The following is a 24,451-nucleotide window of genomic DNA, read 5'->3' as shown; positions in this document are numbered from 1 at the left end:
ATTAATTACCTTCTGCACCAGCTTCACTCTTTATAAATTAAAATAATGCTCAAGTCATTAATGTTAGTTCATTCTTAGTTATTTAGTTCAAGTTGCACGACACTATTTGACAGTTTTTTGAATCTTTTATGACCTAATTATGAAAAAGGAAGCAATTGATTTTACATAGATAATGAGTCAACTCGACTAAAAAAGTGAAAAAATAATCGCTTCAATTTCGATTATGCTCCGGCCGCAGCTTATCCACTGTCATAAGGCCGAAATAAATCCTGACTAGGATCGCACAATCCATAAATCTACAGTTTTGTTAATTGGCACTGAACTAATGTTTATTCGTAAGGTAGTTAGCTATCAAATAATCACCTAATCGATAGTAACGAAGGTAACCAAGCGACTGAGAGCCAACACAACGCATGACTGCGGTTTAGTATGATAAGCAACAAGAGCGATTGATAAGTATGCAGGGCGACACACAGGTAGTAATCACTGGCATGGGATGCGTCTCACCATTAGGGAATGACGTAGCTTCCAATTGGGAAAAATTAATCGCGGGTCAATCGGGTATTGATTTTATTTCAAAGTTCGAGCTTGATAATTTTCCCGTGAAAATTGCCGGAGAGGTAAAAAACCTTGAACTCCCTGAAAATTTGAACACCAAAGCTAATCGCAAGCTGGATGACTTTATTAAATACGCGCTTGCCGCGGCTCATCAAGCGATAGAACAAGCTGAAATCGCTGAACTTGAAAATGTTGCGGTCATTGCCGGGTCAGGACAAGGGGGAATCGGCAATATCGAAACGGAAATGGCCAAAGTTGAAGGCAGCAAGTATCGCCGCATTTCCCCTTACCTTATTCCCACATCGGTTATCGGGATGGCCTCTGGATTGATAACTGAGTCCTATGGATTTCAAGGGGCGTCATACGGCGTAAGCTCTACCTGCAGTACTTCTTCGCATGCAATTGTTGATGCTTGCAGATTAATTAAGCTGGGCGAAGCGGATGTGGTCATTGCCGGTGGTGCCGAAGCAAGCATTACACCTTTTTCGTTAATGGGCTTTAACCGACTGCGTGCACTAAGCCAATCCCAAGATGATCCCCGTACTGCTTCTCGACCATTTGATAAAAATCGTGATGGTTTTGTTTCAAGTGAAGGGGCTGGCATGTTGGTGCTTGAGTCAAAGCGACACGCAATAAAAAGAGGCGCAAAAATTCTTGCAGAAATCAGCGGCTGGGGACTAAGCTCAGATGCTCATCATATGACTGCCCCCCATCCCGAAGCACGCGGCCAGTGCCAAGCGATGTCAAAGGCGATAAACATGGCTAAAACAAACTTATGTGAAATCGATTACCTTAACGCTCATGGCACTTCGACTCCACTAAATGATGCCAGCGAATCTAAAGCAGTGAGTAAAGTGTTTAACGGCCATGCACGTAAATTATCAATGAGCTCAACAAAGTCGATGACAGGCCATATGCTTGGCGCCACTGGCGCTGTTGAACTCATTTATTGCGTTAAAGCAATGGAAGATAATGCGATTCCACCAACCATTAATTTAGATACCCCGGATCCCGAATGCCAACTCGATTACACATCTAATTTTTACAAGGAAAAGTCGGTCAAGACATGTTTGTCAAACTCATTCGGTTTTGGTGGAACTAATTGCTCGATATTATTGCAATCAGCATAAACTGACTATTTACGAGTATCGAAAAGTCATTGTGATGATTAGGCTTCAGTCACATCGCAAATGATTTCTGATACACTGGATGTTATGGACATGCCAAATTTTAAGGCGGAATTTCATGACACTTACCGTACTCAGTCATCCAAATTGTAAACTTCACAATATGGGTGAGTTTCATCCAGAAACACCGTTAAGATTGGCGTCAATTGAACGCCATATTGATGCCGCAGATTTTTCCGAGAAACTAATCAAAATTATCGCCAAGCCCATTGAAAAACAATGGCTCTCATTGGCTCATACCAGCGAATACATTCAGTCAATTTTTGACAATGCACCGGCCACAGGTGAATACCGACTAGACCCAGATACGTCGATGAATCAGTACACCTTGGAAGCAGCGCTATTGGCGGCAGGCGCGGGTATTCAGGGTGTCGATCTCATTATGCAGCACAAATCTGAACAAGTTTTTTGTGCTGTTAGACCTCCAGGACACCATGCCGAGAGACATCGCGCAATGGGCTTTTGTTTCTTCGATAACATTGCAATTGCGGCAGCCTACGCGCTAAACCATTACCGACTTAACAAAGTCGCGATAGTCGACTTTGATGTTCATCATGGAAACGGAACTGAAAACATTATGACCTTCAATGAACAAGTGCTGTTTTGCTCAACCTTTCAACATCCATTTTATCCTTTCAGCGGCGCTAACCCTGCCTCAACCAATATTATCAATACGCCTTTACCCGCTGGTGCCGGAAGCGTTGAATTTAGGCAAGCAATAGAAAAAAATTGGTTACCCGCCCTAAATCAATTCAAACCAGACCTATTATTTATTTCTGCGGGATTCGATGCCCATCAAGAAGATAGCATGGCGCAAATGGAGCTAACGGATGGAGATTATTATTGGGTCACCAAACAACTGATGCAAGTTGCGCACAAACACAGCCAAGGCAGAGTGGTCTCTATGCTCGAGGGAGGCTATGCCCTCGATGCGCTCGGTAGAAGTGTTGTTGAGCACTTGCGTGCAATGTTTGAATCGGGTGATTGAATGATTGAGTGAATTAAACTAATGAATGTTCTAGTTCAAATCGTCTCATAGCGGCGCTTACTTTTTAATGCAAAAATAATCAGTAGACGCCTCAAATTCATTAAAAATCACCGGCGATCATTTTATTTCTGCGCTGCCAAAGAAAATCTATTTGACCTTCGCTCAACCAGGGTCTTAACGTCATTAGCTGCTCTCGGTTAAGGCCTTCTAACGCCTTTTTAAAAGTCGGCGTGACAGTGACTTTTGATTCCTTCATCATTGGTGGACGTTTAACCGTTCTACCAAACGATTTTGAGTGATCAATAAACCATATTTGAAAGTCACTTTTGCCATACATCACATTGGTTTGATTTCGATCGTCATTGGCAATTAAATAGTCAAATGAATCCATAAGATTAATTTGGCTGGCGAGATCACAGTAACCATCGTATTCGATTTTATCTTTTTCAATTGTTAACACATTGATCAAATCATCAACCCACAACTGTAAGGTGCCTTTGCTACCGTCAATAAACCGTTCTACCGTTACTGGCACTAGCCCGATACCAAGCATACGATCAAGTTTATAAGCCGCGACTTCATGCTCGAAACGATCAGGGGAACCGCGATTACTTTTGGCGCCAATGCGTCTTTCTCTTTTGGCCGCTTTATACTTAAACAAGCCTTTGATTTGTTTGCCATCTCGCTCAAGGGTGACTCTGAAAGGTTTCGTTCGCCCTTCTTTGGTGGTTTTCTTGTTGACTACTTTGGCATTTATGAGGAAGTCTTCAACTTCAGCATCTGTCATCCCATGGGGATTACTTCCTTTTCGATTTGGCGCTGTTGTTGCTAAGACAACTTCTCCAGATTGACCATTGATAAAAGTGACCGAACCAGCTTCGATTTTACCGAACAAGGGGTTCCCGTTGTAATGCGACTTCAACATCCCGCCATCGAGCATAACGAGTTGATTATTGAGTCGATTAAGGACCTGCCGATCGGCGGTTACCGTATGGCCAACCCAGAGCTGTTCAGCCGACCACTGATTTAAATTATCCGCGAGTAAATCATTCTCAAAGAACGGATGACAAATCGCATTTCCCCGATACCAAGTAGGACTATTCTTTGAAAACAAAAGCGAATCAGCATGTGTCAAGAAGGTTTGGATCTCGGCAGTTTGAATTTGCGATTTAAGTTTAGATTTTGCCCCTTTGAATGTGTCCAGTAACGTTAAAATATTCTCCGACCGTAACCTTGTGTCAGCATCTAAAAAGTGGTTTAGGTTATCTTTTAATTGCTGATTAACTTCAGCGATTGATTTTCCTTTTAGGACTTTGGATAACCCACCGTGAGCAAACACGTGTTTATTCACTTGGATCACAAATGGTAAACTCATCAACCACTCACCATAATGCCCCGATGGCTTATATGCCTCGCGATGGGCAAAGTAGCCCGTGGGAAAACCTTCCTCAAAAGACGCTCGAATCGCAGGACTGTCTTGACTTGCTTTAACTTGTAAGTAACTTGCATAAGCCGACTCACGCATTGCTGCAGTTTCATCATCGGCAAACTCAGCATATTCAGCGAGCGAAACGTATCGCAGATCGCCCACTAGATTCATCACTTCGTGATTGCCGAGTAGTACGTGCACTCGGCCGCCTGCTTCACTGGCTTGAATCTGCAATCGCATCATCAAATCAAGCACTTTGCGCGAATCTGGTCCACGATCAACCAGATCGCCAGTACTCACCAACACAGCTTCCCCGCCATTCCAGTTAAGCGACTCATCCACTAGGCCTAATTGGCTTAAACCGGCAGTAAACTCGCTGAAGGCACCATGAATATCGGCAACTACATAGACTATTTGCTCAGTTTGAAAGGTGTAATTAGGCTCGATTGGTTCGATCACGTCTGAAGCATGGACAGAACAACTCGCAATCGCTAATAACAATGCAACCAGAAGCTTTTTGAGGTTTGGCATAAAATCCCTAATTTTTGGTTAAATTTTATTTTGTTTGCAGTTTAGTCTCTTTATTTTAGCAAAGAATGACAAAGATACCCTTTACGCTACGGAATAAAAGCAGGCGCTATCAATATAGCGAAAACAAACTCTTCCGAATGTTAAAATTAGTAAGCAAATTAGACATAATCTAGCGCCGGAGAGGTCTATCCAGCGTAGTTTGCTTCGATCAAAAGGTTATTTTTGCTATAATCCGCGCCTATTTATTTGGCGCTAGTCGTCAAAAGAACTATTCCAGTGAGCGACACTTTAGCCGAAATCCAGAGCGGCTTTGAACAATTAGATCAAAAGGTACCCTATGTCTCAGAATCCTTCGACACAGAATCCAGCACCTTATCAATCCAAGCATAAGATCCGTGTAGTGACCGCAGCGTCACTCTTTGATGGTCATGACGCGGCAATCAATATTATGCGTCGGATTATTCAAGCCTCAGGTTGCGAAGTGATTCATCTCGGTCACAACCGCAGCGTCAAAGAAGTCGTTGAGTGTGCTATTCAAGAGGACGTCCAAGCGATTGCTATGACTTCATACCAGGGCGGACACGTTGAATACTTGAAATACATGGTCGATTTGCTGGAAGAGCGTGGCTGCGGTCATATTAGAGTCTTCGCCGGCGGCGGTGGCGTTATTCTGCCAGAGGAAATCGAAGAACTCCATCAACATGGCGTCGCGCGGGTCTATTCGCCAGACGATGGTCGAGAAATGGGCTTACAGGGAATGATTAATGACCTCGTTGAAAAGTCAGACTTCGCGACTGGAAATCAAGCTGCTGCCAATATTCCCTCAACTTCAGACCACCGTGAAATCGGTCGTCTAATCTCTGCGGCTGAAAACTTCCCGGAAGATAATTCAAGCATTATTGAAACCATTCGCAAGGCGGCAGAAACCTCTAAAACGCCAGTGCTAGGTATTACCGGTACCGGTGGTGCAGGTAAATCATCGCTAGTTGATGAGCTTGTAAGACGCTTTTTACTGGACTTTGAAGATAAATCCATTGCTATTATCTCTGTCGATCCCTCCAAGCGAAAAACCGGAGGAGCGCTGCTGGGCGATCGGATTCGAATGAATGCCATTAATAACGCTCGTGTTTATATGCGATCGCTGGCGACTCGACAATCAAATCTTGCCTTATCACCCCATGTTCAAGAGGCAGTCAATATTGTTAAGGCAGCAGGTTTTGATCTGGTTATTCTGGAAACTTCTGGTATTGGTCAATCTGACACCGAGATTGAAGAGCACTCTGATGTCTCTATGTATGTGATGACGCCTGAATATGGAGCAGCGACTCAACTCGAAAAGATCGATATGTTGGATTTCGCGAACATTATCGCGATCAACAAATTTGATAAGCGCGGCGCGCTCGATGCACTGCGCGATGTACAAAAACAGTTTCAACGTAATCATCAACGTTTTGAAGAGCCAACAGAAACAATGCCGGTCTATGGCACTATCGCGAGTCAATTTAACGACCCGGGCACTAATGAGCTCTATCGCAATCTTATCAACTTAGTTAACGCCAAAACTGAAATTGATTTAACCACCAACTTTGAGTCTAGCGAGGAAATGTCGGAAAAAATTTACATTATTCCGCCTAAACGTACTCGTTACCTTGCTGAAATTGCGGAGAATAATCGAAGTTATGATGAGTGGGTTAATGAACAAGCCGCGCAGGCGCAAAAGGTCCAAAGTGTGACTGAGACGATTGCATTACTGGATAACGATAACGCTGCAAAAACCTCAGTGACGGCATTGTTAGAAAATACTGAATTAAAACTCGATCGTGAAAATAGTAAGCTACTTGAGAATTGGGATGCAGAAAAGCAGCAGTATCTCGACGATGTCTTTGTTTACAAAGTTCGTGATAAAGAAATTAAAGTTGAAACTCACTCTCGCTCACTTTCGGATCAGCCAATTCCCAAAATTTCCGTACCGACTTATTCAGGCTGGGGCGATCGATTAAAGTGGAAGCTCCAAGAAAACTACCCAGGGCAATTCCCCTATACTGCAGGCGTGTTCCCGTTTAAGCGTGAAGGAGAGGATCCGACGCGGATGTTCGCTGGCGAAGGCGGTCCAGAGAGAACGAATCGTCGCTTCCACTATGTTTCGAAAGGCATGCCTGCGGCGCGTCTCTCGACCGCTTTTGATTCGGTCACTTTGTATGGCGATGATCCAGACTATCGCCCAGATATCTACGGTAAAATTGGCAACTCGGGTGTTTCAATCTGTTGTTTAGACGATGCTAAAAAACTTTATTCCGGCTTTAGACTCACTAAGCCGACAACTTCCGTGTCAATGACAATCAACGGGCCTGCACCGATATTGGTTGGTTTCTTTATGAATGCGGCCATCGACCAAGAGTGCGAGATTTATATTAAAGAAAATGGTCTTGAGGCCGAAGTTAAGAAAAAAATCCAAGCAATTTACGATGCCAAAGGTTTACCAGTGCCTACTTACCAAGGGGAAATTCCGGAAGGCAATGATGGACTTGGATTAATGCTACTCGGCGTTACCGGTGAACAGGTTTTACCGATGGATGTTTACCAACAAATTAAATTTGATACTATCCAAAAAGTCCGTGGTACAGTACAAGCCGACATTTTAAAAGAAGACCAAGCGCAAAATACTTGTATTTTCTCGACTGAGTTTGCTTTGCGTTTGATGGGTGATGTTCAAGAGTATTTTATCGATAAAAATGTGCGCAACTTTTACTCGGTTTCCATCTCCGGCTATCACATCGCCGAAGCGGGTGCTAACCCTATTTCGCAACTTGCCTTCACCTTAGCGAATGGTTTTACTTTTGTTGAGTATTACTTAGCAAGAGGCATGGATATTAATAAGTTTGCACCAAACTTTAGTTTCTTCTTTTCTAATGGTGTGGATCCCGAATACGCGGTCATTGGTCGCGTTGCTCGTCGTATTTGGGCAAAAGCCATGAAACATAAATACAAAGCCAATTCGCGCGCACAAATGTTGAAATATCACATTCAAACCTCAGGCCGCTCGTTACATGCTCAGGAAATCGATTTCAATGATATCCGCACAACACTGCAAGCATTGTACGCCATCTACGACAACTGTAATTCTTTACATACTAACGCATACGATGAAGCGATTACGACACCGACCGAAGCTTCTGTACGCCGTGCAATGGCCATTCAGCTAATCATCAATAGAGAACTCGGTCTAAACAAAAATCAAAATCCACTACAGGGTTCTTTTATTATTGAAGAACTCACTGATTTGGTTGAAGAAGCTGTGCTTATGGAGTTTGAGCGAATTAGTGAACGTGGTGGCGTATTGGGTGCGATGGAAACAATGTATCAACGCTCCAAAATTCAAGAAGAGTCTATGCACTATGAAATGCTCAAGCATACTGGTGAGTACCCAATTATTGGTGTAAATACTTTCTTATCGTCGGAAGGTTCACCGACTGTCATTCCAAGCGAAGTTATTCGCTCAACAAAAGAAGAGCGAGTCTACCAAATTGAAATGTTAGAGCGACTTCATAATGCTTATGCCGAGGAAATCACCGAGCAAACCAAAGCGATTCAAGATGCAGCACTTCATAACAAGAATATTTTTGAAGTTCTGATGGAAGCAACTAAGTACTGTTCTTTAGGACAAATATCTCAAACACTTTATCAAGTTGGTGGTCAGTATCGACGTAATATGTAGTCACTTAAATAATGCTTATTTTTTGTCAGTTAAAGTGATGAGATAAACCAGTTCACGTCAAAAACGATGTGTTAATCGGAGAAAGGAAAGCCCTCTTTATGAGGGCTTTTTTTCAATGATTTATCTAGGTATCGTAATTTGCTTATTAAAAGTTAGATGGCGGAAAATTTATCTTCTCCTTTTCTCACCGTTTCAAATTCTGGTTGTTAAGTTATTTCACATTACGCTAATATCAAGACTGCCGATTTATGACTCCGAGGAAAACAATAATGACACGTCAGTTTTCAATGGTATTCATTGTATTTGCTGTTTTTTTTACCGTGTCTACCTTGTATGCGCCTTATCCGTTCAGTTGGTTAGCCAAGCTAGTTCCAATGGCTATTTTAATTTTTATTGCTGTTAGAAGTTCCTCTAATGGAAAAGATTACCTACTGGTAACCGCTTTAGTTTTTTCGGCTCTAGGTGATTTTTTATTAGATTACGATCGAGAGGGTTGGTTTGTCTTTGGTTTAGGCGCGTTTTTGATCGCACAAATTTTTTATATTTTTAGTTTTTCACCTTTACAAAAAAAGCACCTCGGCTGGGTTGGCGCATACGTCTTTTACGGGATCGGTATGTTTTTACTTATCAAAACGCAACTCGGCGAACTGCTAATTCCTGTAGTTGTATACATGACAATATTACTGCTGATGGGTATTAGTGCTTTAACCTCAAGGCGCTCCAATATTTGGCTAATCGTCGGCGGCTTAAGTTTTGTTGTTTCAGATAGCCTAATCGCGATTGATAAATTCTATTTAAGCTTTGAAACATCGCACTTGTTCATTATGATGACTTATTATTTTGCGCAATATTCATTAACTAGAGGGTATTTTACCAATCAATAAGTTTGTATATTATCCGTAAAAAAGCCCTCATCATGAGGGCTTTTTATTGGTTTATTTCGCTATGTTTAATCCTGATTAGATATCCAAGATCCTGATTAAAACACCAAGACACAGACTAAATATCCAAGTCTGTACGTAATTGATGAATTTTGGCGACCATTTCTGAAGTGAGCTCCTCATCAGTTAAACGATCGATAATATTTCTCAATACACGTTTCTCATTATCGTCGATGACGCCATCTTTTAAGGCTATTTCTACTAATGATTCTAACTCATTAACATCCAGTTTACCGTCGTCTGCAAAGCAGTTAATGGAACGATAAGTGAGTTCTAAGTAATCCCTATTTTCTTTTGACATTTTCTTCTCCTACTAAAATGGATATTGCTATTTAATTATTTGATTTTCAATTCATTCATAAACGTCCCTGCTCCTAAAAAATTCCCGGAACAAGGTAATAACTTTTTTTCTTATAATCAGACCACTCATCGTACCGTGACATTGATTTTTCTTTCATAGCGATGTTTACAGCAAACAACCCTATCCAAACCCAGGCCAATATAATCCAAGGAATCCAATGCCAAGCCATTATCGCATAAGATCCGTAGATCATCATTTCTCCGAGATAGTTGGGGTGTCGAATATATTTAAAAATCCCATCAGTGATCAGCCCTTTCTTTAACTTTAAAGTAAAATATTTTTGGGCATCTGCGGTCATCATTATGGCAATCCCTAGTGAGTGCATACCAATGGCAACCGTCATCCAAATCCAGTTGGCTCCCACATGCGTCTCACCGAGAACTGGAGATATCAGTAAATAAGGTATCACCCAATAAGGTCCGAGTACCGTAGCAATTGCCATAAACGCCCCCCCAAAAGTAACATGGGTCTGCCATTTAGGATCTGGGAAAACAACATCCTTTAATAACCAACAAAAACCATAGCTTCCGTGCAGCGCGAGATACACCCATGCCTGAGTAGAATAGTTATCATAATGAACCATCAACAAAATCACCCAAAAAGCCGTGGCACCTTTTTGAAAGTTTATGACCCAATTAAATTTTAATCGTTTAGGACCGCCGAGAAAATCGGTAGATAGATAGTTGGTGAGTTTAGCCCAGCCAGTAACCAGTGAAGTCATTATGAATCCCTAGTAATTATTTAATATCTTATTAGTTATTATTTATTTACTTTAATGGCTCGGCCCAATTAAAACAAGATGCAATAGTCCTTCCTCCACACTGGTGGTATAATCCGCGGCCATCGGCAATCTCTTAATGTGACGATCCATCCAATCTATCATCAACACCCAATAGATTATGCGGACAGGTTAAATTTATGTCTTTAAATCAGCAAGTTAGTGAACGTCTTAACGAATTCAAAAGTCGTATCGCACGCAATACCGACAGTTATTTAGGCTACCCGGTCAGTAAAGACTTCTCCTATGAAGAGCTAGCGGAGCTACTACAATACCCGCTCAATAATCTCGGCGACCCTTTCATTGATTCCACCTGGAAAGTCGATAGCCGAGAGTTCGAACGCGAAGTGATCGAGTTCTTTGCTAAGTTGTTAAGGGCGCCAGAGAATAATTGGTGGGGATACGTCACCAATGGCGGCACCGAAGGTAATCTCTATGGACTCTACTTGGCTCGAGAAATCTATCCTCAAGGTATCTGTTACTTCTCGCAAGAAACTCATTATTCTGTTGCCAAAAACTTGCACTTGTTGAATATGCGACACATTATGATCCGAGCTCAAAAAAGCGGCGAAATTGATTACGATGACTTACGTGAAACTATTCGTATTCATCGAGATTTACCGGCCATCGTATTTGCTAATAGCGGCACGACCATGACGGAGGGCAAAGACGATATCAACAAGATAAAAGCGATATTCGAAGAGTTCTCTATTACTCAGCATTACATTCATTCAGACGCAGCACTATGCGGCGCAATTAACCCTTTTTTGAACCCAAGACCCGCCTATGATTTTGCTGATGGCGCAGATAGTATTTCTATCAGTGGTCATAAGTTTATCGGTTCACCGATCCCTTGCGGAATTGTATTGGCAAGGAAAGATAAGGTGGAGCGTATCGCGCGCTCGATAGCGTACATCGGTTGTTTGGATACCACAATCACCGGTTCGAGAAATGGTTTTACACCTTTAGTACTTTGGTATGCGATAAAAAAGCTGGGGGAAAAAGGCTTTGCAGACAGAGTCAACCACAGCCTCGAGACAGCGGCCTACGCTGAGCAAGAACTGATAAAAATCGGCATCGAAGCTTGGCGCAATCCAAATGCAATTACAGTCGTGTTGCCTGAAGTTCACGACTCAATAAAAGAAAAATATCAGCTTGCGACAGCTAATGGCATCACTCATTTAATTTGTATGCCCAATGTCGAAAAACATCATATTGATGCTTTTGTTTCCGATATAAAAACACAACAAACTCATTAGGAGACCAGTCATGCAAAACCTTACTATCGTCGCAAAAGATTACACTGGGCTTCTCGCAGATATCACCGAACTGTTAAGTCAAGCACAATTGAATATTCAAAACATTGGCGCGCAAAAAGTCGAAACAACCGCATTAATTAAGCTGCAATCCTGTGATGCCGAAAAAGCTTATCAATTGCTAACCGATGCTGGCTACCATGTTGTCTCGCGCGCCGGAATTTTAGTCAGAGTACTCGACGAATCGGGCGCTCTTGCAAAAATTTCTCGAACGTTGGCGGAAGCGAGTATTGATATTCGGGGAATTAATATTGTCGAACACCATGATGGCTTTGTGATCGTATCAATCAGTTGCTCAGACTCAGACAAAGCTCGCGATGTCTTGGGTAAAATGGTTTTATAAATTCTTAACTTGTCGTAAAAAACTTGGGGAGCATAACGCGGCTCCCCACTCCCAACTATAACTTAACTATTCAACGATTCATCAAGCCGTCGCTAAGCCAAATCTAACCTGTCACCAAATGGCAGTTTAGTCAGTGGCTTTTTCAAGAACTTCCTTAGCGCGTTAGCCACCGCCGGCCCCGCAGGCGGAGTTCCAGGTTCGCCGACGCCTGTGGGCGACTCGCCCGATTGAACAATATGCACTTCAATTTCAGGCATCTTACTCATTCGCATCGGGAAATAATTGTAGAAGTTTGCTTGATCAACTTTACCGTCAGTTAAGGTTACCGCTTCGCTCATACACGAGCCTAATCCGTAGCCTATTCCCCCTTCCATTTGCGCTTTAATGACATCAGGCGTGATCGCAATACCACAGTCAACCGCACAAACTATTTTGTCCACGCTGTAGGTACCATCATCGTTTACGGTAACTTCAGCGACTTCCGCAACAAAGCTACTAAAAGACTCGTGAACCGCGACGCCTTGCGCTTTGTTTTTGGGGAGCTTTTTACCCCAGCCGGCTTTTTCTGCAGCGAGTTTTAAAACACCCGCATGACGAGGATGTTCTTTCAAGCGCTCCAAGCGAAATTGAACCGGATCTTTGCCCATTGTTCGTGCAACTTCATCAAGAAAAACTTCTGTTGAATAGGCGTTGTGGGTATGACCGACAGAGCGCCACCACAACACAGGCACACCAACGCTAGCCTCATGGCCATCAACTTTAATATTATCCATCGCATAAGGTAGATTATGTCCGCCTTCGACTAAAGTCATATCGAGCGGACCTTGAATCATGCCCGCAAATGGCGTACCTCTCAAAATTGATTGCGATACAACACGCTGATGCCAACCCGAGAGCTCACCTTTGTCGTCAAACGAGGCTTTCATCTCTTGATAGGTCATTGGTCGATAGTAACCGGCTTGCATATCATCTTCTCGCGACCATTGCAGATTAATCGGCGCATCAAGCCCAGAAAGCTTGGCAATTAACACCGCATCTAAAACAAAGTCAGCATTGGGTACGGCTCGACGACCAAAGCTTCCACCGGCAAACTGGGTGTGAATATTGACTTTGTCAGGCGTTAATCCGACAACACTTGCTGCTACCCCTTGGTCAACAGTTGGAATTTGAGAGCCGGTCCAAATATCGCACTGGCCCTCTTTAATTTGTACTGCACAGTTCATTGGCTCCATCGCCGAATGAGCCAAATATGGAAATTCAAATTCCAAATTAATCGTCTTCGCCGCTTCCTTAAAAGCTTTCGTCACGTCGCCATCATTTCTGACAACTTGGCCCTCTTCCCGAGCCATGGTTTTATATGATTTCCATAGCTCCTTGGAGCCTCTTTTTTCAGCCGCGGACTCATCCCAATCAATCTTTACCACTTGACGCGCTTGGGTCGCGGTCCAATACGAATCAGCCACAATTCCGACACCACGAGGGGTTTGCACAACCGCTTTAACGCCCTTCATTTTTAACGCTTCACTCTTATCGAGGCTTTTTATTGTTGCGCCAAACAGGGGAGGATGAATGATTACGGCTTTCAGCATTCCAGGTTGGTTAACATCCAGTGTGTAGTTGGCTTTGCCTTTAGTTTTTTCGGGACTATCGATCCTCGGGATGTTGCTTCCGATAAGTTTAAAGTCTTTCGGGTCTTTAAGGTTTGGTTTTTCTGGTGCAGTCATTTTAGCGACATCACTCGCAACATCACCAAAGCTCAAGGTTTTGCCGCTCTTATGCTTAATTTTTCCCTCTGCAACAGTGACTTCCGCAGGAGCAACTTGCCATCTTTTAGCCGCGGCTTTGACCATCATATGCTTTGCTGCAGCGCCAGCCTGCCTGAGTTGCATCCAAGAGTTAGCAATTGCAGTTGAACCACCAGTCCCCTGAACGGGCCCAAAGAATAAATTGTTGTATTTAGTGGCGTCAGCAGGAGCAAACTCCCAACGCATTTGCGACCAGTCAGCGTCCATCTCTTCCGCAACAATTGCGGTCAGTCCAGTGGTCACACCCTGGCCTTTGTCGAGATGCTTAATAACGACAGTAACGAGGCTGTCTGACGTCACTTTTATAAAATGCCCCAGACCTTGTTGAACGGCCGGCGTAGCTTCTCCTGCAACCAGCGGCACGCTGCCAATCGCAAAGCCTGCTCCAGCTGCTAGTGATGAAACTTTAAGGAATTCTCGGCGACTTAAATTTTGTTTTTGAGGGACAAACCTTGAAAAGTTCATGTTTTATGCCTCCTTCGCTAAGGATTTAGACGCATTATGAATTGCTTTGCGTATCCGATGATAAGTCGCACAACGACAGAGATTTCCATCCATTGCAGCATTGATATCCTCATCAGTAGGCTTGTTGTTTTTTTCCAGCAAAGCCACCGCAGACATGATTTGACCCGACTGACAATAGCCACACTGGACTACATCGAGATCTTGCCATGCCGTTTGTACCGCTTTAGCCGTTTTAGACTCAAGACCTTCGATTGTCGTGACTGAGCCGCCATCAACCATCGAGATAGGTGTGGAACAGGCTCTCACTGGATTGCCATTCAGGTGCATCGTACAGGCACCGCACATAGCGACACCACAGCCAAATTTACTGCCGGTTAATTCTGCATCTTCTCTTACGAACCACAACAAGGGCTTGCTGGAATCGCCCTCATAAGTTACTGACTTACCGTTAAGCTTAAACTTAATCATTTTCGAGTCCTTGTCTCTAGGCGGGAATAAACAGTATATCCTTGTACAAAAAATATTCTACATTTAGCCGCAATTTTGATTGGAAATTGAGGAGGTAAATCTAAACTGTGTCTATGTCGTCGCGATGAATACTGAGATTCAAATACAATTATCTCCCCACGCAATTTTTAACGGCGTCCCGGTTTAGCAATACTGCCGGTTAAGGAAAGTTTAAAAAGAATGGTGGCTCGAGTGTTTTTTATCTCTCCTAGTGGCGATAAGATTTAAGATCCTCGGTGCTAAATTGGCGTTTAAAACTGAATGCGTAGGGGGAATCGCCGAATTCTCTTAAATAAAAAAGTCGTTCTTTGGCTTCTTCTAAGCTCGGGCGATGCTCTTTTGGAATCCACCACAATACGTGGCTCGCAGCCTTAAGCCGCTCAAACCACTCTTGTTTGCGTTTTAAAAAATCAACATGGTGTGTTTTGAACATAAAATTCTTCAGCGCATCAACGCTTTGCCAAACAGACAAATTGATAATCATCTGCGGATCTTCAAAAGCCTGAATAGAAACCGCATGGCCACTGTCGTCTTTTAGCCGCCAAATAAATCCCGGCGATGACTCCGCGGTGGCGTTAACCGGATCAAGATTCTCCATAAAATCCGCAAGCTGCGGCGAATCCAACTGAAATTTGGCTTTTGCTATATTTAGCTGAGCGATAAACATGGCGCTACCTTGATATGTTTCAGAGTCTTCAATATAAACTACTCCATTCTCAGTTTAAATCAAGAAACTAGCGACTCAGGTGGTTATACAAGGTTGAGACAGCAGATCCGGTTGTTACAGGTTTTAATTCGAAAGATGTTGTTTATGAAAGACTGGAAATGACTTCAATCACTAAGAGAAAAGCAAAAATTAAAAAGCCAATCATTGCGACTGGCTTTTAAGTAGGTTCAAACTACGCGATACGGCGCATTTGAATGATTTAGCATTGATTTATAGTGTGCAAATATCACGTATTTCTGGTTCAAGCTTCTCGAGACCATTTTGCAGAGCAAGATTAAGCGACTCTAACATCTCGTGCTCTTTGCCTGCCCAATTGGTCGTCACACTGTTGCCTCGAAATAGTTTTCTGAAATTTTTATCTTTGTTTTCAACGGTCAAAACAACATTTGCAGAAAATTTAGCTGCTAGCGTTGTGACATAACTTTTTTTCAAGTTGATCGACCAATCTTGATTAGACGGAGACGTTTCTCCTGCGACATCAACATTCAAAGATTCTCTAAAGTGGACAGATAATGCATTTTTCAACCACTCTTCGGTGCTCTCTTCAGTATTAATTGCCAGGCCGCCATAATTTCCAAGTGACTGTTTGTTTTTTCTCACATCTTTAACGACAAATCGCTCAGAACATTCGTTAAGTTCTACTGGATCATCAGGCTCAATATAGTCCATTTTAAGCCTGATTTTAGACGAAGAAGGACCGCAAGCCATAAGCAGCCCTAACAAACAACAAGTGATTAACCTAATCATAGTTTGAACTTACAGTGATTACCCGAATCACCTTTTTTCAGTGAGCAGAGTTGACCAGCCATTGCCGTTTGAATATCACGAACAATTACTCGTTGTGCACCTTCTGAAACGACTTGTAGTCCATCTTCATAGGTCTGAATAGACTTATCTTTTTTGTACTCATCAATCGTTTTAGTATCAGACAAATCTAATAAAATCATTTTGCTGATCTCAAATGCAGACTCGTTTAGATGTTGCTTCGCAAGTGCAGCTTCATCTTTCGCCCACAACTCAGCCATTTTCAAGTTACCTTCGGCAAATGAATATTCTTCTTTAATGTTGCGCATTTTGCGTTTCTTTGCCGCTCTTAGGTCACCTTTACTTTTATTTTTTTCTAACTTAGCCAGTCGTGCTTCATACCAAGCCTCGACTTCCGCAACTTGAGCATCATACTCTTCTTTAGTTTTCGTCAAGCGCTCCAACGATGGCGAAGAATATTTATAAAGATTCTGGAATAACGTCTCAACTTTTTGCTTAGGCTTGCCAGTTTTTTTATCTTTTTCATTGGTCACATTATTCAAACTAACATTAGTGAAGACTTGTAATGTCGTGAAATCTGATGAAAGTGAATAGCTTGTGTCAACTTTTAGAAAATAACCATCTTTTAACTCGATCTCGTTTTGATCATTGACCTCAGTTTGGTTGGTAACGTTTATCCAATCGATTTTAGCGATTTTATTAGTCACTTCTTGGTGAAACGGCGTATTAAAGTCGTAATCAATCAATGCATCACGGAGTGGTGCAATTTGAACTTCTTTGTTTTCAATATTGGTTTGGTTAACAGAAGAATCAATGGCTACAGAAACCAATGCACCGATTAATCCGAACTGCGCACCAACCCCCGCTGAGTTAGCAAGTGGCGCTCGAGCATCCATCTCTTTTTGAGCGATGAATGAAGCTAAATGGACATCTTTTTGGCTGCTTTTAAATTCAGGCGCGATGGTTGTTTTGTAACCAGTAGCGCAACCCGTTAAAGCTAAGAAGCTGATCGCAAGCGAAGTCGATAGTATTTTATTCATATGAAATCCCCGAAATGTAAGGCTAAAACTTCAACGGATTATTCATATAAGAATAGAGCTAGTTCGTTTTATTATTAGCTTCGAGTCCGTGAAGTGTTTTTTAAAGACCGACAATGTTACTCGATCGGTCCGGCGGTATTTATATCAGATTTAAAAGAATAGGCAAATTTTAATTCCTGTTAATTTTTACATATTCATTAAATTGTGATTCGAGGCAGAAAAATCCCACTATTGGTAATAAACGCACAAATTGACACACGTCAAGAGGCGATGTGATGGTTCGCCGCACAATTCTCTCTATAAAGTAACTCGCGCACTAAATGCTCTGTTTAAATCTGACACCTATTTAAAACCTCAATGAAAACGATTATTGAACCATTTCGTATAAAGTCGGTTGAACCATTAACCATGACCACCGAACTCGAAAGAGAGTCTTTCTTAAAAAAGGCCAACTACAATCTCTTCGCCCTTAAATCAGATGATGTACTGATCGACATGCTCACTGACTCAGGCACCTCAGCAATGAGTACCAAACAGTGGGCCGGAATCCAACTAGGAGACGAGAGCTATGCGGGCTCCCCCTCTTTTTACCGCTTCGAATCGGCACTCAAAGAACTGGCACCGTTCAAACATATCATTCCAACCCATCAAGGAAGAGCTGCTGAAAAAATACTCTTTTCACTGGTTGGTGGTCCAGGCAAAGTGATTCCCAATAATACTCACTTTGATACCACCCGAGCCAATGTAGAGGCAACCACAACTGAAGCACTCGATTTAGTTCGTCAGGAAGGGCTCGACCCGCGACTTGAACACCCATTTAAGGGCAATATGGACTTAGCTCGCCTCAGAGATCTCTTAGAGACTCGCACTGATGATGTCCCATTAGTGATGTTAACCATCACTAATAATTCGGGCGGCGGCCAACCCGTGTCCATGGAGAACATTCGCGAGACTAAAAAACTCTGCGAAGAGTTTGGCAAGCCTTTGTTCCTCGATGCGTGTCGATTCGCTGAAAACGCATATTTCATAAAACTCAGAGAACCTGGATATGCCGATAAAACACCAAAAGCAATCGTTCAAGAAATCTTTAGTTATGCAGATGGCATGACCATGAGTGCCAAGAAAGACGCACTGGTCAACATGGGAGGCTGGTTGGCGCTCAATGATGATGAGCTTGCAATGAGCGCGAGAAACATGCTTATCCTTACCGAAGGCTTTCCAACTTACGGCGGTCTGTCAGGAAGAGATTTGGAAGCGATGGCTGTTGGACTAGAGGAAGTTGTTGAAGAGGACTATTTAAACTACCGAATTCGTTCTACCGAATACTTGGGGAACGCTCTCGACAAGCTTGGAATTCCAATCATGAAACCGGTTGGTGGGCATGCAGTTTACATTGATGCCAGGGCGATGCTGCCACACATCAATCCATTGAACTATCCAGGTCAATCATTAGCCATCGAAATGTATCGCGTAGGTGGTATTCGAGCTTGTGAGATAGGAACAGTCATGTTTGGCAAACAAGCAGATGGTAAGGAGTTTCCTGCAGCTATGGACTTGGTGAGAATGGCAATACCACGTCGAGTTTATACTCAGAGTCATATTGATTATTGCATTGAATGCCTTGACTTGGTAAACCAGAAAAAAGCGTCGCTTACGGGGTTAAATATCACTTGGGAACCGCCGATGCTAAGACATTTCACTGCTCACTTTAATCCACTTTAACTGACCGGTGACAGTCTTTGCTCCTCAAAAAAAAGCCGACATAAGTCGGCAGTTTGGAGACAATATTAAAATTGAGGTATTAAAATTCGGTCATTAAAATTCGCTTATTAAAATAAAGCGATTCAACTTAATTCATTAAAATATGATATCAGTTAACTTTTTGCCTTGCGTTTCGCAAAATAGTCATCAGCTTTCGCAGCAGATATAGTCATCCATCGCTGAAATTTTCTGAGCCATTTTCGGGCAACGGGGTATTCAATAGCAAGCACCGCGAGTCCAATTGGAATTAACAAAAAAGCCGGGCCTGGTAGTATAATTAGCGCAAATCCCAGTAGCGTTAACAATACACCTGCGACGGTGATAACCGCTTTTTTAGCTGGTCGGCCAACGGGGTGTTCAAATACTTCGAAAAACGCATTCTTAATTCGGCTTTTCAGTGAACGTGACGCATAACGCCTTCTTCTCACGTTTTTCTCCTCCGCTCTTGTCTCGCATTTTCCAGCGATTTTTTAGTTGGCTTTTTAGTTGGCTTTTGGATTGCCTAACGGCTTTCCCTGTCTCGCCCTTGTTTGTCATTTTAGCGAAGCAGAGCATTATTGAGTTTGTACAAATGTAACAAAGAATGAGCCAGCTACTAAAACCAGTCTCGTATCTTATTGTTTTATAAATACTTATTTTCCATTCAGCGGTTTTACAACTCAACGATTGTGTCTACTACTAGAAATTTATACTTGATCTCACATACTATTTGGCATACAGTATAAAACATATACTATACGCCGCACAGTAAAAACCCGCTGGTTGAGGCTCTACTGTGGTTAAACTTTTAATGGTTTTATCTATGACTGAAAGTGAACATTATCAAAAACTGAAACTGGAGCTTCGCCGAGGGACTTTAATCTTAGCGGTCCTGGCTGAGCTAAGAGAAGAACACTACGGTTATTCACTTCGAAAAAATTTACTCGCTAAGGGAATGGATATTGATGAAGGAACGCTTTATCCGCTCGTCCGCCGGTTAGAAAAGCAAGGGTTACTGGCAAGCGAATGGCGAGAAGAGAATAACCGCAAAAAACGTTTTTATCATTTATCGGAAGTTGGCCAAACAACTTTGCGACAGCTCACTGAAGACTGGCGAGCAACCGAAAAAACGTTAAATCGAATTTTAGATTACCAAGGAGACTAGCATGCAAATAGTCAACAATTACCTAAATAGCCTTGAAAGCTATTTATCGGAAGACATCCGAAAAGAAGTTAGAGATGAGTTAGAAGCCTCAATTTTAGAACAAGTCGAGGACAAGCAAGAGTCGCTCGGTCGAGAGTTGAACACGGAAGATATCGAAGCGATATTACTTGGCTTTGGTCACCCAATGAAGGTCGCCGCGGCGTACTCATCAAACCAAGAACTAGTTAGCTCCAGCTATTTTCCCGTGTTTAAGAAATCGCTGGAGTTAACCCTAGCAATAGTTATGATCGCAACCCTACTGCTTAATATTCCATTAATCTTTTCCGATGCTAATTTTATTAAAATCGGCATCGTACTTTTAGCAGATTTCATAGAAAATGGTGTTTGGACCTTCGCTTGGGTCACATTATTGTTTTGGGTTTTACAGACTAACAATATCAGTATCGAAGGTCTTTATAAATGGTCTCCAAAAGAACTTAGTGCCGTTAATCCCAAGTTAAAAATTAGCCGATTAGAAACACTTTTTGAAATTACCGTTTACTTAATTTTTCTTGGCTGGTGGAATGGCGCTTTTGGTTGGACAATGACCCATGTTTTCGAAAATCTTGATAAAGTAGTCAACCTGAGCGATGAGTGGCAACTAGTTCATTGGAGCGTTAATATTATTGTTGGTTTAAGCATTATCGTTGACTCGATTAAGTATATTGCTGCGGGCTGGAACAAAGCGACCTTGTCAGCCAATATGGCGTTAAACATCGCATCACTTGCAGTCATTGCGCAAATATTTGGTTTCGAAACCTATGTAACCGTTATCGAAAACCCTGACGGAACAATCCCACTAGAGGTTACGCTAGAGCATGCGAGGACACTCATCAATGGCGTTCTCGGTGTTTTAGCAGCGATAATTGCTTGGGATATTTTTAGTAACTATCAAAAAATTGTTTCTTAAAAAAAGCGAGCCATGCTCGCTTTTTTTATTTTTTCTCTAGCAATAGGTCGTCTTCGCTTTCTTCAATAGCTATTGGCTCATCGGCATCTTCCTCAGAGCCAAGCATGATACCCAGCCAACGCGTTTTTTCATTAGTATCCAAGGCTATTTTAATCGTCATCGTCAACGGTACCGATAGAAACATTCCAACTGAGCCGAAAATCCATCCCCAAAATATTAAGGAAACAAACACCACAAAAGTCGACAGGCCTAACATCTTACCCATAAATTTTGGTTCGAGAAAGTTGCCGACTAAATTGTTGACCGCAAAAAAGGTAATCGCCGTCCATAAAACAGCGATCGGACCCAGTTGGACTAACGCCAGAATAATCGCAGGAATAGCGGCGATGATTGAACCGATATTGGGAATGTAATTGAGTAAAAACGCTAACATCCCCCAAAGAAAAGGATAATCAACTCCAATTATAAATAACGATATGGAAACCAATGCACCAGTAAGTAAACTTGCCGCCGTTTTGATGGCAAGATAATGTCTTATTTTGCCTAAAACGTGATTAACGTGAACCATTTTATCTTGACTGTTAGAAAACGCATTTGCGAACTTGGCAGGAAAACTGGATGCTTCTGCCAAAATAAAAATAACACTCAAGAAAATGACGAAAAAGTCGCCAAAAATAACGCCAACCCCGCCGAGAACCCGGGTTATTAATGACATAATGTCGGCCTTTGCAAAAATAGCTCTAAAATCCACACTGTCAGCAGGTACTCCCATACCAATCAGCCATTCACTAATCGATTGCATTCGAGTGCCGAGTTGCTGCATATAAAATTCTTTATTTTGATTAAACGAATTGACAGAATCACCAACTAAAGCAACGACAAGATACACAAACGCCAAGATGGCCATTAGGACGATCAGTATCGCAATACCGCGTGGAATCTTTCGAGCTTCCATCCATCGTATTGAAGGCATGCAAACTACTGCAATAAACAACGCCATAAGAAACTGAGCAATAAGCGGAGCGGCCACTTTAAGCCCGGCTATTACAACGACTAATGAAGCAAGGGTCAGTAACAACGGCGTCTGAGTTGTGTTTTGATTGTTCATGATTCTTATCTGTTATCGAGTCCGAAAGTTTTAATCTACAAGAAGTGAAATCACTATAAACTATTGTTTAACAATAAACACTATTCTTATGTAATTTGAGTTTTGTGCAGCACACAAAACAAAAGCAGGTATATTTAGTTTTGCTTCATTCAGAGAGTTTTTATAAGATGGTCTTTTCTAATCATTGAGCATTTAGACATTATGACAGAGATTCAAACTTTACTTGTTTTACCTGCAGTACTCATGGTTTTTCTTACCTTTACAATATTGTTTAGCCTCGGCTTTAAGCGTTTTAAAGCAGCTAAAAATCGAGAAGTCGATCCGAAGTATTACAAGTTATACCAAAATGGAACTGAGCCGGAAAGTTGTCGAAAGTTTGCTAGAAACTACGAAAACTTATTTGAAATACCTCTATTGTTCTATATTGGAATCATTCTGACTTTGGTTCTAAAACTCGAATGTTGGTCGATGGTCTATGTTGCTTGGGCTTATGCGGTGCTTCGGATCCTTCACAGCTACATTCATTGTTCAACCAATAAAGTTTTGTGGCGGTTTAGAATTTTTGTTCTTAGCTCCTTAGTTTTGATGGCCTATTGGATTATCTTGGCGGTCAAAATTCTTGCTTAAAGCTCAACATTTTTTGCACAACAAAAAAACGCGCCACCGGCGCGTTTTTTAGAGTAATCGATTTAATATACTATCCAGCTTAGCTCGTTTGACTGAGCGCATCAGCTTGCTCGCAGCCTCTGGATAATCTTTAATCGTTTCGACATCTTCAAAATGACTTATCCGCTTAGTATGTGTCAGGATTTTTTCATATTCACTTTTAAACTTAGCCTGTAAAAGGTGCTGGGGATCTTGAATTAAAATTCCATTTTCTAAATCTAGCCGACAAGCTCTTGGATTTAAATTGTGGCCGGTGACGAGATAGGTATTGTCGTCGACTGAGATACCTTTTAAGTGAAAGCTATTATCGGCATGCTTCCATAAAAATAGATTCAACAAGCCCGCATCGATATATCGCTGGTTTCGTTTCGCAAACGCTCTTAGGTTAGTTTCATACACATAGGGAACAATACCAATTTTATTAAATTCCTGATCAGGCGGAATATAAAAATCATTTGCCGTTTTGTCTCCGATGACGATATTTACCCGCTTGCCTTGCTTGAGAATCTTTCTGACGACTTTATTGATCTTGTTAGGTAAGTTGAAATAAGGTGTGTAGATAGTGACCTGCTCTTGAGCCAAACGAATCATTTCTACAATTGCTCGATTCAGGCGGTTTTTTCGACCACCAAATCCTAACAATGGTGTCACCTTCACCTGTTTTTCTGTTGAAGTTAGCGCTTGTGACTGAAAGGTATACTCACCAACTTGTAGCTGTTTTTTTAATTGTTTTATTGATGGTTTTATCTGTTTCTTTTGCGGTAAGTTGTCAATTGTTAATTGCTTGACCGCGCTCGCTTTTACAATAAAACGTTGAAGAAATTTGACAAAGCTGTCACATAAAGTTTTATCTGCAAAAACATGATAGCGATCGTAACGGTAGCGTTCACCCTGCTGCAAGTAGATGTTATTTAGACTTGCGCCGCTATAAAGTAATACATCGTCAAACACAAAACCTTTCAGGTGTAATACTCCCAACACTTCTCTTGTCTTTACTGGCACTCCCAAGATTTCTATTTGATGTTCATACTTCTCTGCATACTCTCGATACAAGCGCACATTACCAATACTTTCTGGGTAGCCCATTAACCCGCGTTGTGCACGCAAGTAATCAACAAATATTTTCACATCGAGTGAAGGATTTTTTTGTTTGGCTTGATAAATTTCAGTGAGAATTTCTTGACCAGATTCATCATCTTGTAAGTAAAGCGCAGTAATGTAAATACGATTAGTCGCACTGCGTATTAAACTGATCAGCTTTTCCCTAAACGCTTTAGTCTCTTCTATGATAGATACATTATCGGCGTCTACAGGAAAGCTTTCGAGCGTGTCTATAAAAGACGGACGAGTTCGGCGAAATTTCATCG

21 protein-coding genes are annotated in these 24,451 nt (G+C 42.0%); 10 read left to right on the top strand and 11 right to left on the bottom strand.

Annotation, left to right across the window (positions count from 1 at the left end; genetic code table 11):
• Positions 1-458: 458 nt before the first annotated feature.
• The gene (gene fabF, locus FLL45_RS08750) at positions 459-1,688 is read left to right on the top strand and encodes a beta-ketoacyl-ACP synthase II (RefSeq protein WP_142941638.1); all 1,230 of its coding nucleotides are present in this window, start codon (positions 459-461) and stop codon (positions 1,686-1,688) included.
• A 115-nt stretch (positions 1,689-1,803) separates the two neighbouring features.
• Positions 1,804-2,733, top strand: coding sequence for a histone deacetylase family protein (locus tag FLL45_RS08745; RefSeq protein WP_142941637.1), 930 nt, complete (start codon positions 1,804-1,806; stop codon positions 2,731-2,733).
• Between the two features lie 100 nt (positions 2,734-2,833).
• On the opposite strand, the gene FLL45_RS08740 is transcribed toward FLL45_RS08745, so the two are convergent.
• Entirely contained in the window at positions 2,834-4,693 is a 1,860-nt protein-coding gene (locus tag FLL45_RS08740) for a metallophosphoesterase (protein WP_142941636.1), read from the bottom strand.
• Positions 4,694-5,030: 337 nt separating this feature from the next.
• Between FLL45_RS08740 and FLL45_RS08735 the strand changes: the two genes are divergently transcribed.
• Both FLL45_RS08735 and FLL45_RS08730 read left to right on the top strand, forming a co-directional pair.
• Positions 5,031-8,408, top strand: a complete 3,378-nt coding sequence (locus tag FLL45_RS08735) for a methylmalonyl-CoA mutase family protein (protein ID WP_142941635.1) — start codon at positions 5,031-5,033, stop codon at positions 8,406-8,408.
• Between the two features lie 269 nt (positions 8,409-8,677).
• Complete coding sequence (locus FLL45_RS08730; RefSeq protein ID WP_185964385.1) at positions 8,678-9,292, top strand: lysoplasmalogenase; 615 nt, start codon at positions 8,678-8,680, stop codon at positions 9,290-9,292.
• Between the two features lie 115 nt (positions 9,293-9,407).
• On the opposite strand, the gene FLL45_RS08725 is transcribed toward FLL45_RS08730, so the two are convergent.
• Positions 9,408-9,650, bottom strand: coding sequence for a hypothetical protein (locus tag FLL45_RS08725; RefSeq protein WP_142941633.1), 243 nt, complete (start codon positions 9,648-9,650; stop codon positions 9,408-9,410).
• A gap of 73 nt (positions 9,651-9,723) precedes the next feature.
• On the bottom strand, positions 9,724-10,431 hold the full coding sequence (locus FLL45_RS08720) for a methyltransferase family protein (RefSeq protein WP_142941632.1): 708 nt from the start codon (positions 10,429-10,431) through the stop codon (positions 9,724-9,726).
• A gap of 197 nt (positions 10,432-10,628) precedes the next feature.
• Between FLL45_RS08720 and FLL45_RS08715 the strand changes: the two genes are divergently transcribed.
• Both FLL45_RS08715 and FLL45_RS08710 read left to right on the top strand, forming a co-directional pair.
• Positions 10,629-11,747: a histidine decarboxylase gene (locus FLL45_RS08715; protein ID WP_142941631.1), complete on the top strand. Its 1,119-nt coding sequence runs from the start codon at positions 10,629-10,631 to the stop codon at positions 11,745-11,747.
• A gap of 10 nt (positions 11,748-11,757) precedes the next feature.
• Positions 11,758-12,147: an ACT domain-containing protein gene (locus FLL45_RS08710; RefSeq protein ID WP_142941630.1), complete on the top strand. Its 390-nt coding sequence runs from the start codon at positions 11,758-11,760 to the stop codon at positions 12,145-12,147.
• 92 nt (positions 12,148-12,239) lie between these two features.
• On the opposite strand, the gene FLL45_RS08705 is transcribed toward FLL45_RS08710, so the two are convergent.
• The 5 genes from FLL45_RS08705 to FLL45_RS08685 all read right to left on the bottom strand — a co-directional run bounded on the left by FLL45_RS08705 (position 12,240) and on the right by FLL45_RS08685 (position 17,456).
• Entirely contained in the window at positions 12,240-14,417 is a 2,178-nt protein-coding gene (locus FLL45_RS08705) for a xanthine dehydrogenase family protein molybdopterin-binding subunit (protein WP_142941629.1), read from the bottom strand.
• A 3-nt stretch (positions 14,418-14,420) separates the two neighbouring features.
• Positions 14,421-14,885 (bottom strand): (2Fe-2S)-binding protein, encoded by a 465-nt coding sequence (locus FLL45_RS08700; RefSeq protein WP_142941628.1) that lies wholly within the window; start codon positions 14,883-14,885, stop codon positions 14,421-14,423.
• 247 nt (positions 14,886-15,132) lie between these two features.
• The gene (locus FLL45_RS08695; RefSeq protein ID WP_142941627.1) at positions 15,133-15,591 is read right to left on the bottom strand and encodes a DUF3291 domain-containing protein; all 459 of its coding nucleotides are present in this window, start codon (positions 15,589-15,591) and stop codon (positions 15,133-15,135) included.
• Positions 15,592-15,861: 270 nt separating this feature from the next.
• Positions 15,862-16,320, bottom strand: coding sequence for a hypothetical protein (locus FLL45_RS08690; RefSeq protein WP_142941626.1), 459 nt, complete (start codon positions 16,318-16,320; stop codon positions 15,862-15,864).
• A 74-nt stretch (positions 16,321-16,394) separates the two neighbouring features.
• Positions 16,395-17,456: a hypothetical protein gene (locus tag FLL45_RS08685; protein WP_142941625.1), complete on the bottom strand. Its 1,062-nt coding sequence runs from the start codon at positions 17,454-17,456 to the stop codon at positions 16,395-16,397.
• 357 nt (positions 17,457-17,813) lie between these two features.
• Between FLL45_RS08685 and FLL45_RS08680 the strand changes: the two genes are divergently transcribed.
• Complete coding sequence (locus tag FLL45_RS08680; protein WP_142941624.1) at positions 17,814-19,178, top strand: tryptophanase; 1,365 nt, start codon at positions 17,814-17,816, stop codon at positions 19,176-19,178.
• 152 nt (positions 19,179-19,330) lie between these two features.
• Here the strand turns inward: FLL45_RS08680 and FLL45_RS08675 are convergent, their stop codons facing one another.
• Positions 19,331-19,645, bottom strand: a complete 315-nt coding sequence (locus tag FLL45_RS08675; protein WP_210247147.1) for a PGPGW domain-containing protein — start codon at positions 19,643-19,645, stop codon at positions 19,331-19,333.
• A 374-nt stretch (positions 19,646-20,019) separates the two neighbouring features.
• Here FLL45_RS08675 and FLL45_RS08670 point away from each other — a divergent pair, with 374 nt between their 5' ends.
• Together FLL45_RS08670 and FLL45_RS08665 are read left to right on the top strand one after the other, a co-directional pair.
• Positions 20,020-20,361 carry a PadR family transcriptional regulator gene (locus tag FLL45_RS08670; protein ID WP_142941623.1) on the top strand — a complete coding sequence of 114 codons (342 nt, stop codon included), beginning with the start codon at positions 20,020-20,022 and terminating at the stop codon, positions 20,359-20,361.
• Between the two features lies 1 nt (position 20,362).
• Entirely contained in the window at positions 20,363-21,310 is a 948-nt protein-coding gene (locus tag FLL45_RS08665) for an HAAS signaling domain-containing protein (protein WP_142941622.1), read from the top strand.
• A 25-nt stretch (positions 21,311-21,335) separates the two neighbouring features.
• Here the strand turns inward: FLL45_RS08665 and FLL45_RS08660 are convergent, their stop codons facing one another.
• Positions 21,336-22,418: an AI-2E family transporter gene (locus FLL45_RS08660; RefSeq protein WP_142941621.1), complete on the bottom strand. Its 1,083-nt coding sequence runs from the start codon at positions 22,416-22,418 to the stop codon at positions 21,336-21,338.
• Between the two features lie 201 nt (positions 22,419-22,619).
• Here FLL45_RS08660 and FLL45_RS08655 point away from each other — a divergent pair, with 201 nt between their 5' ends.
• Complete coding sequence (locus FLL45_RS08655; protein ID WP_142941620.1) at positions 22,620-23,045, top strand: MAPEG family protein; 426 nt, start codon at positions 22,620-22,622, stop codon at positions 23,043-23,045.
• Positions 23,046-23,093: 48 nt separating this feature from the next.
• On the opposite strand, the gene pssA is transcribed toward FLL45_RS08655, so the two are convergent.
• Complete coding sequence (pssA, locus tag FLL45_RS08650; RefSeq protein ID WP_142941619.1) at positions 23,094-24,449, bottom strand: CDP-diacylglycerol--serine O-phosphatidyltransferase; 1,356 nt, start codon at positions 24,447-24,449, stop codon at positions 23,094-23,096.
• Positions 24,450-24,451 lie beyond the last annotated feature (2 nt).

Source organism: Aliikangiella marina (assembly GCF_007004765.1).
Classification (GTDB): Bacteria; Pseudomonadota; Gammaproteobacteria; order Enterobacterales; family Kangiellaceae; genus Aliikangiella; species Aliikangiella marina.
The sequence above is the reverse complement of the archived record's forward strand: the minus strand, read 5'-3'. Positions and strand labels throughout refer to the sequence as shown.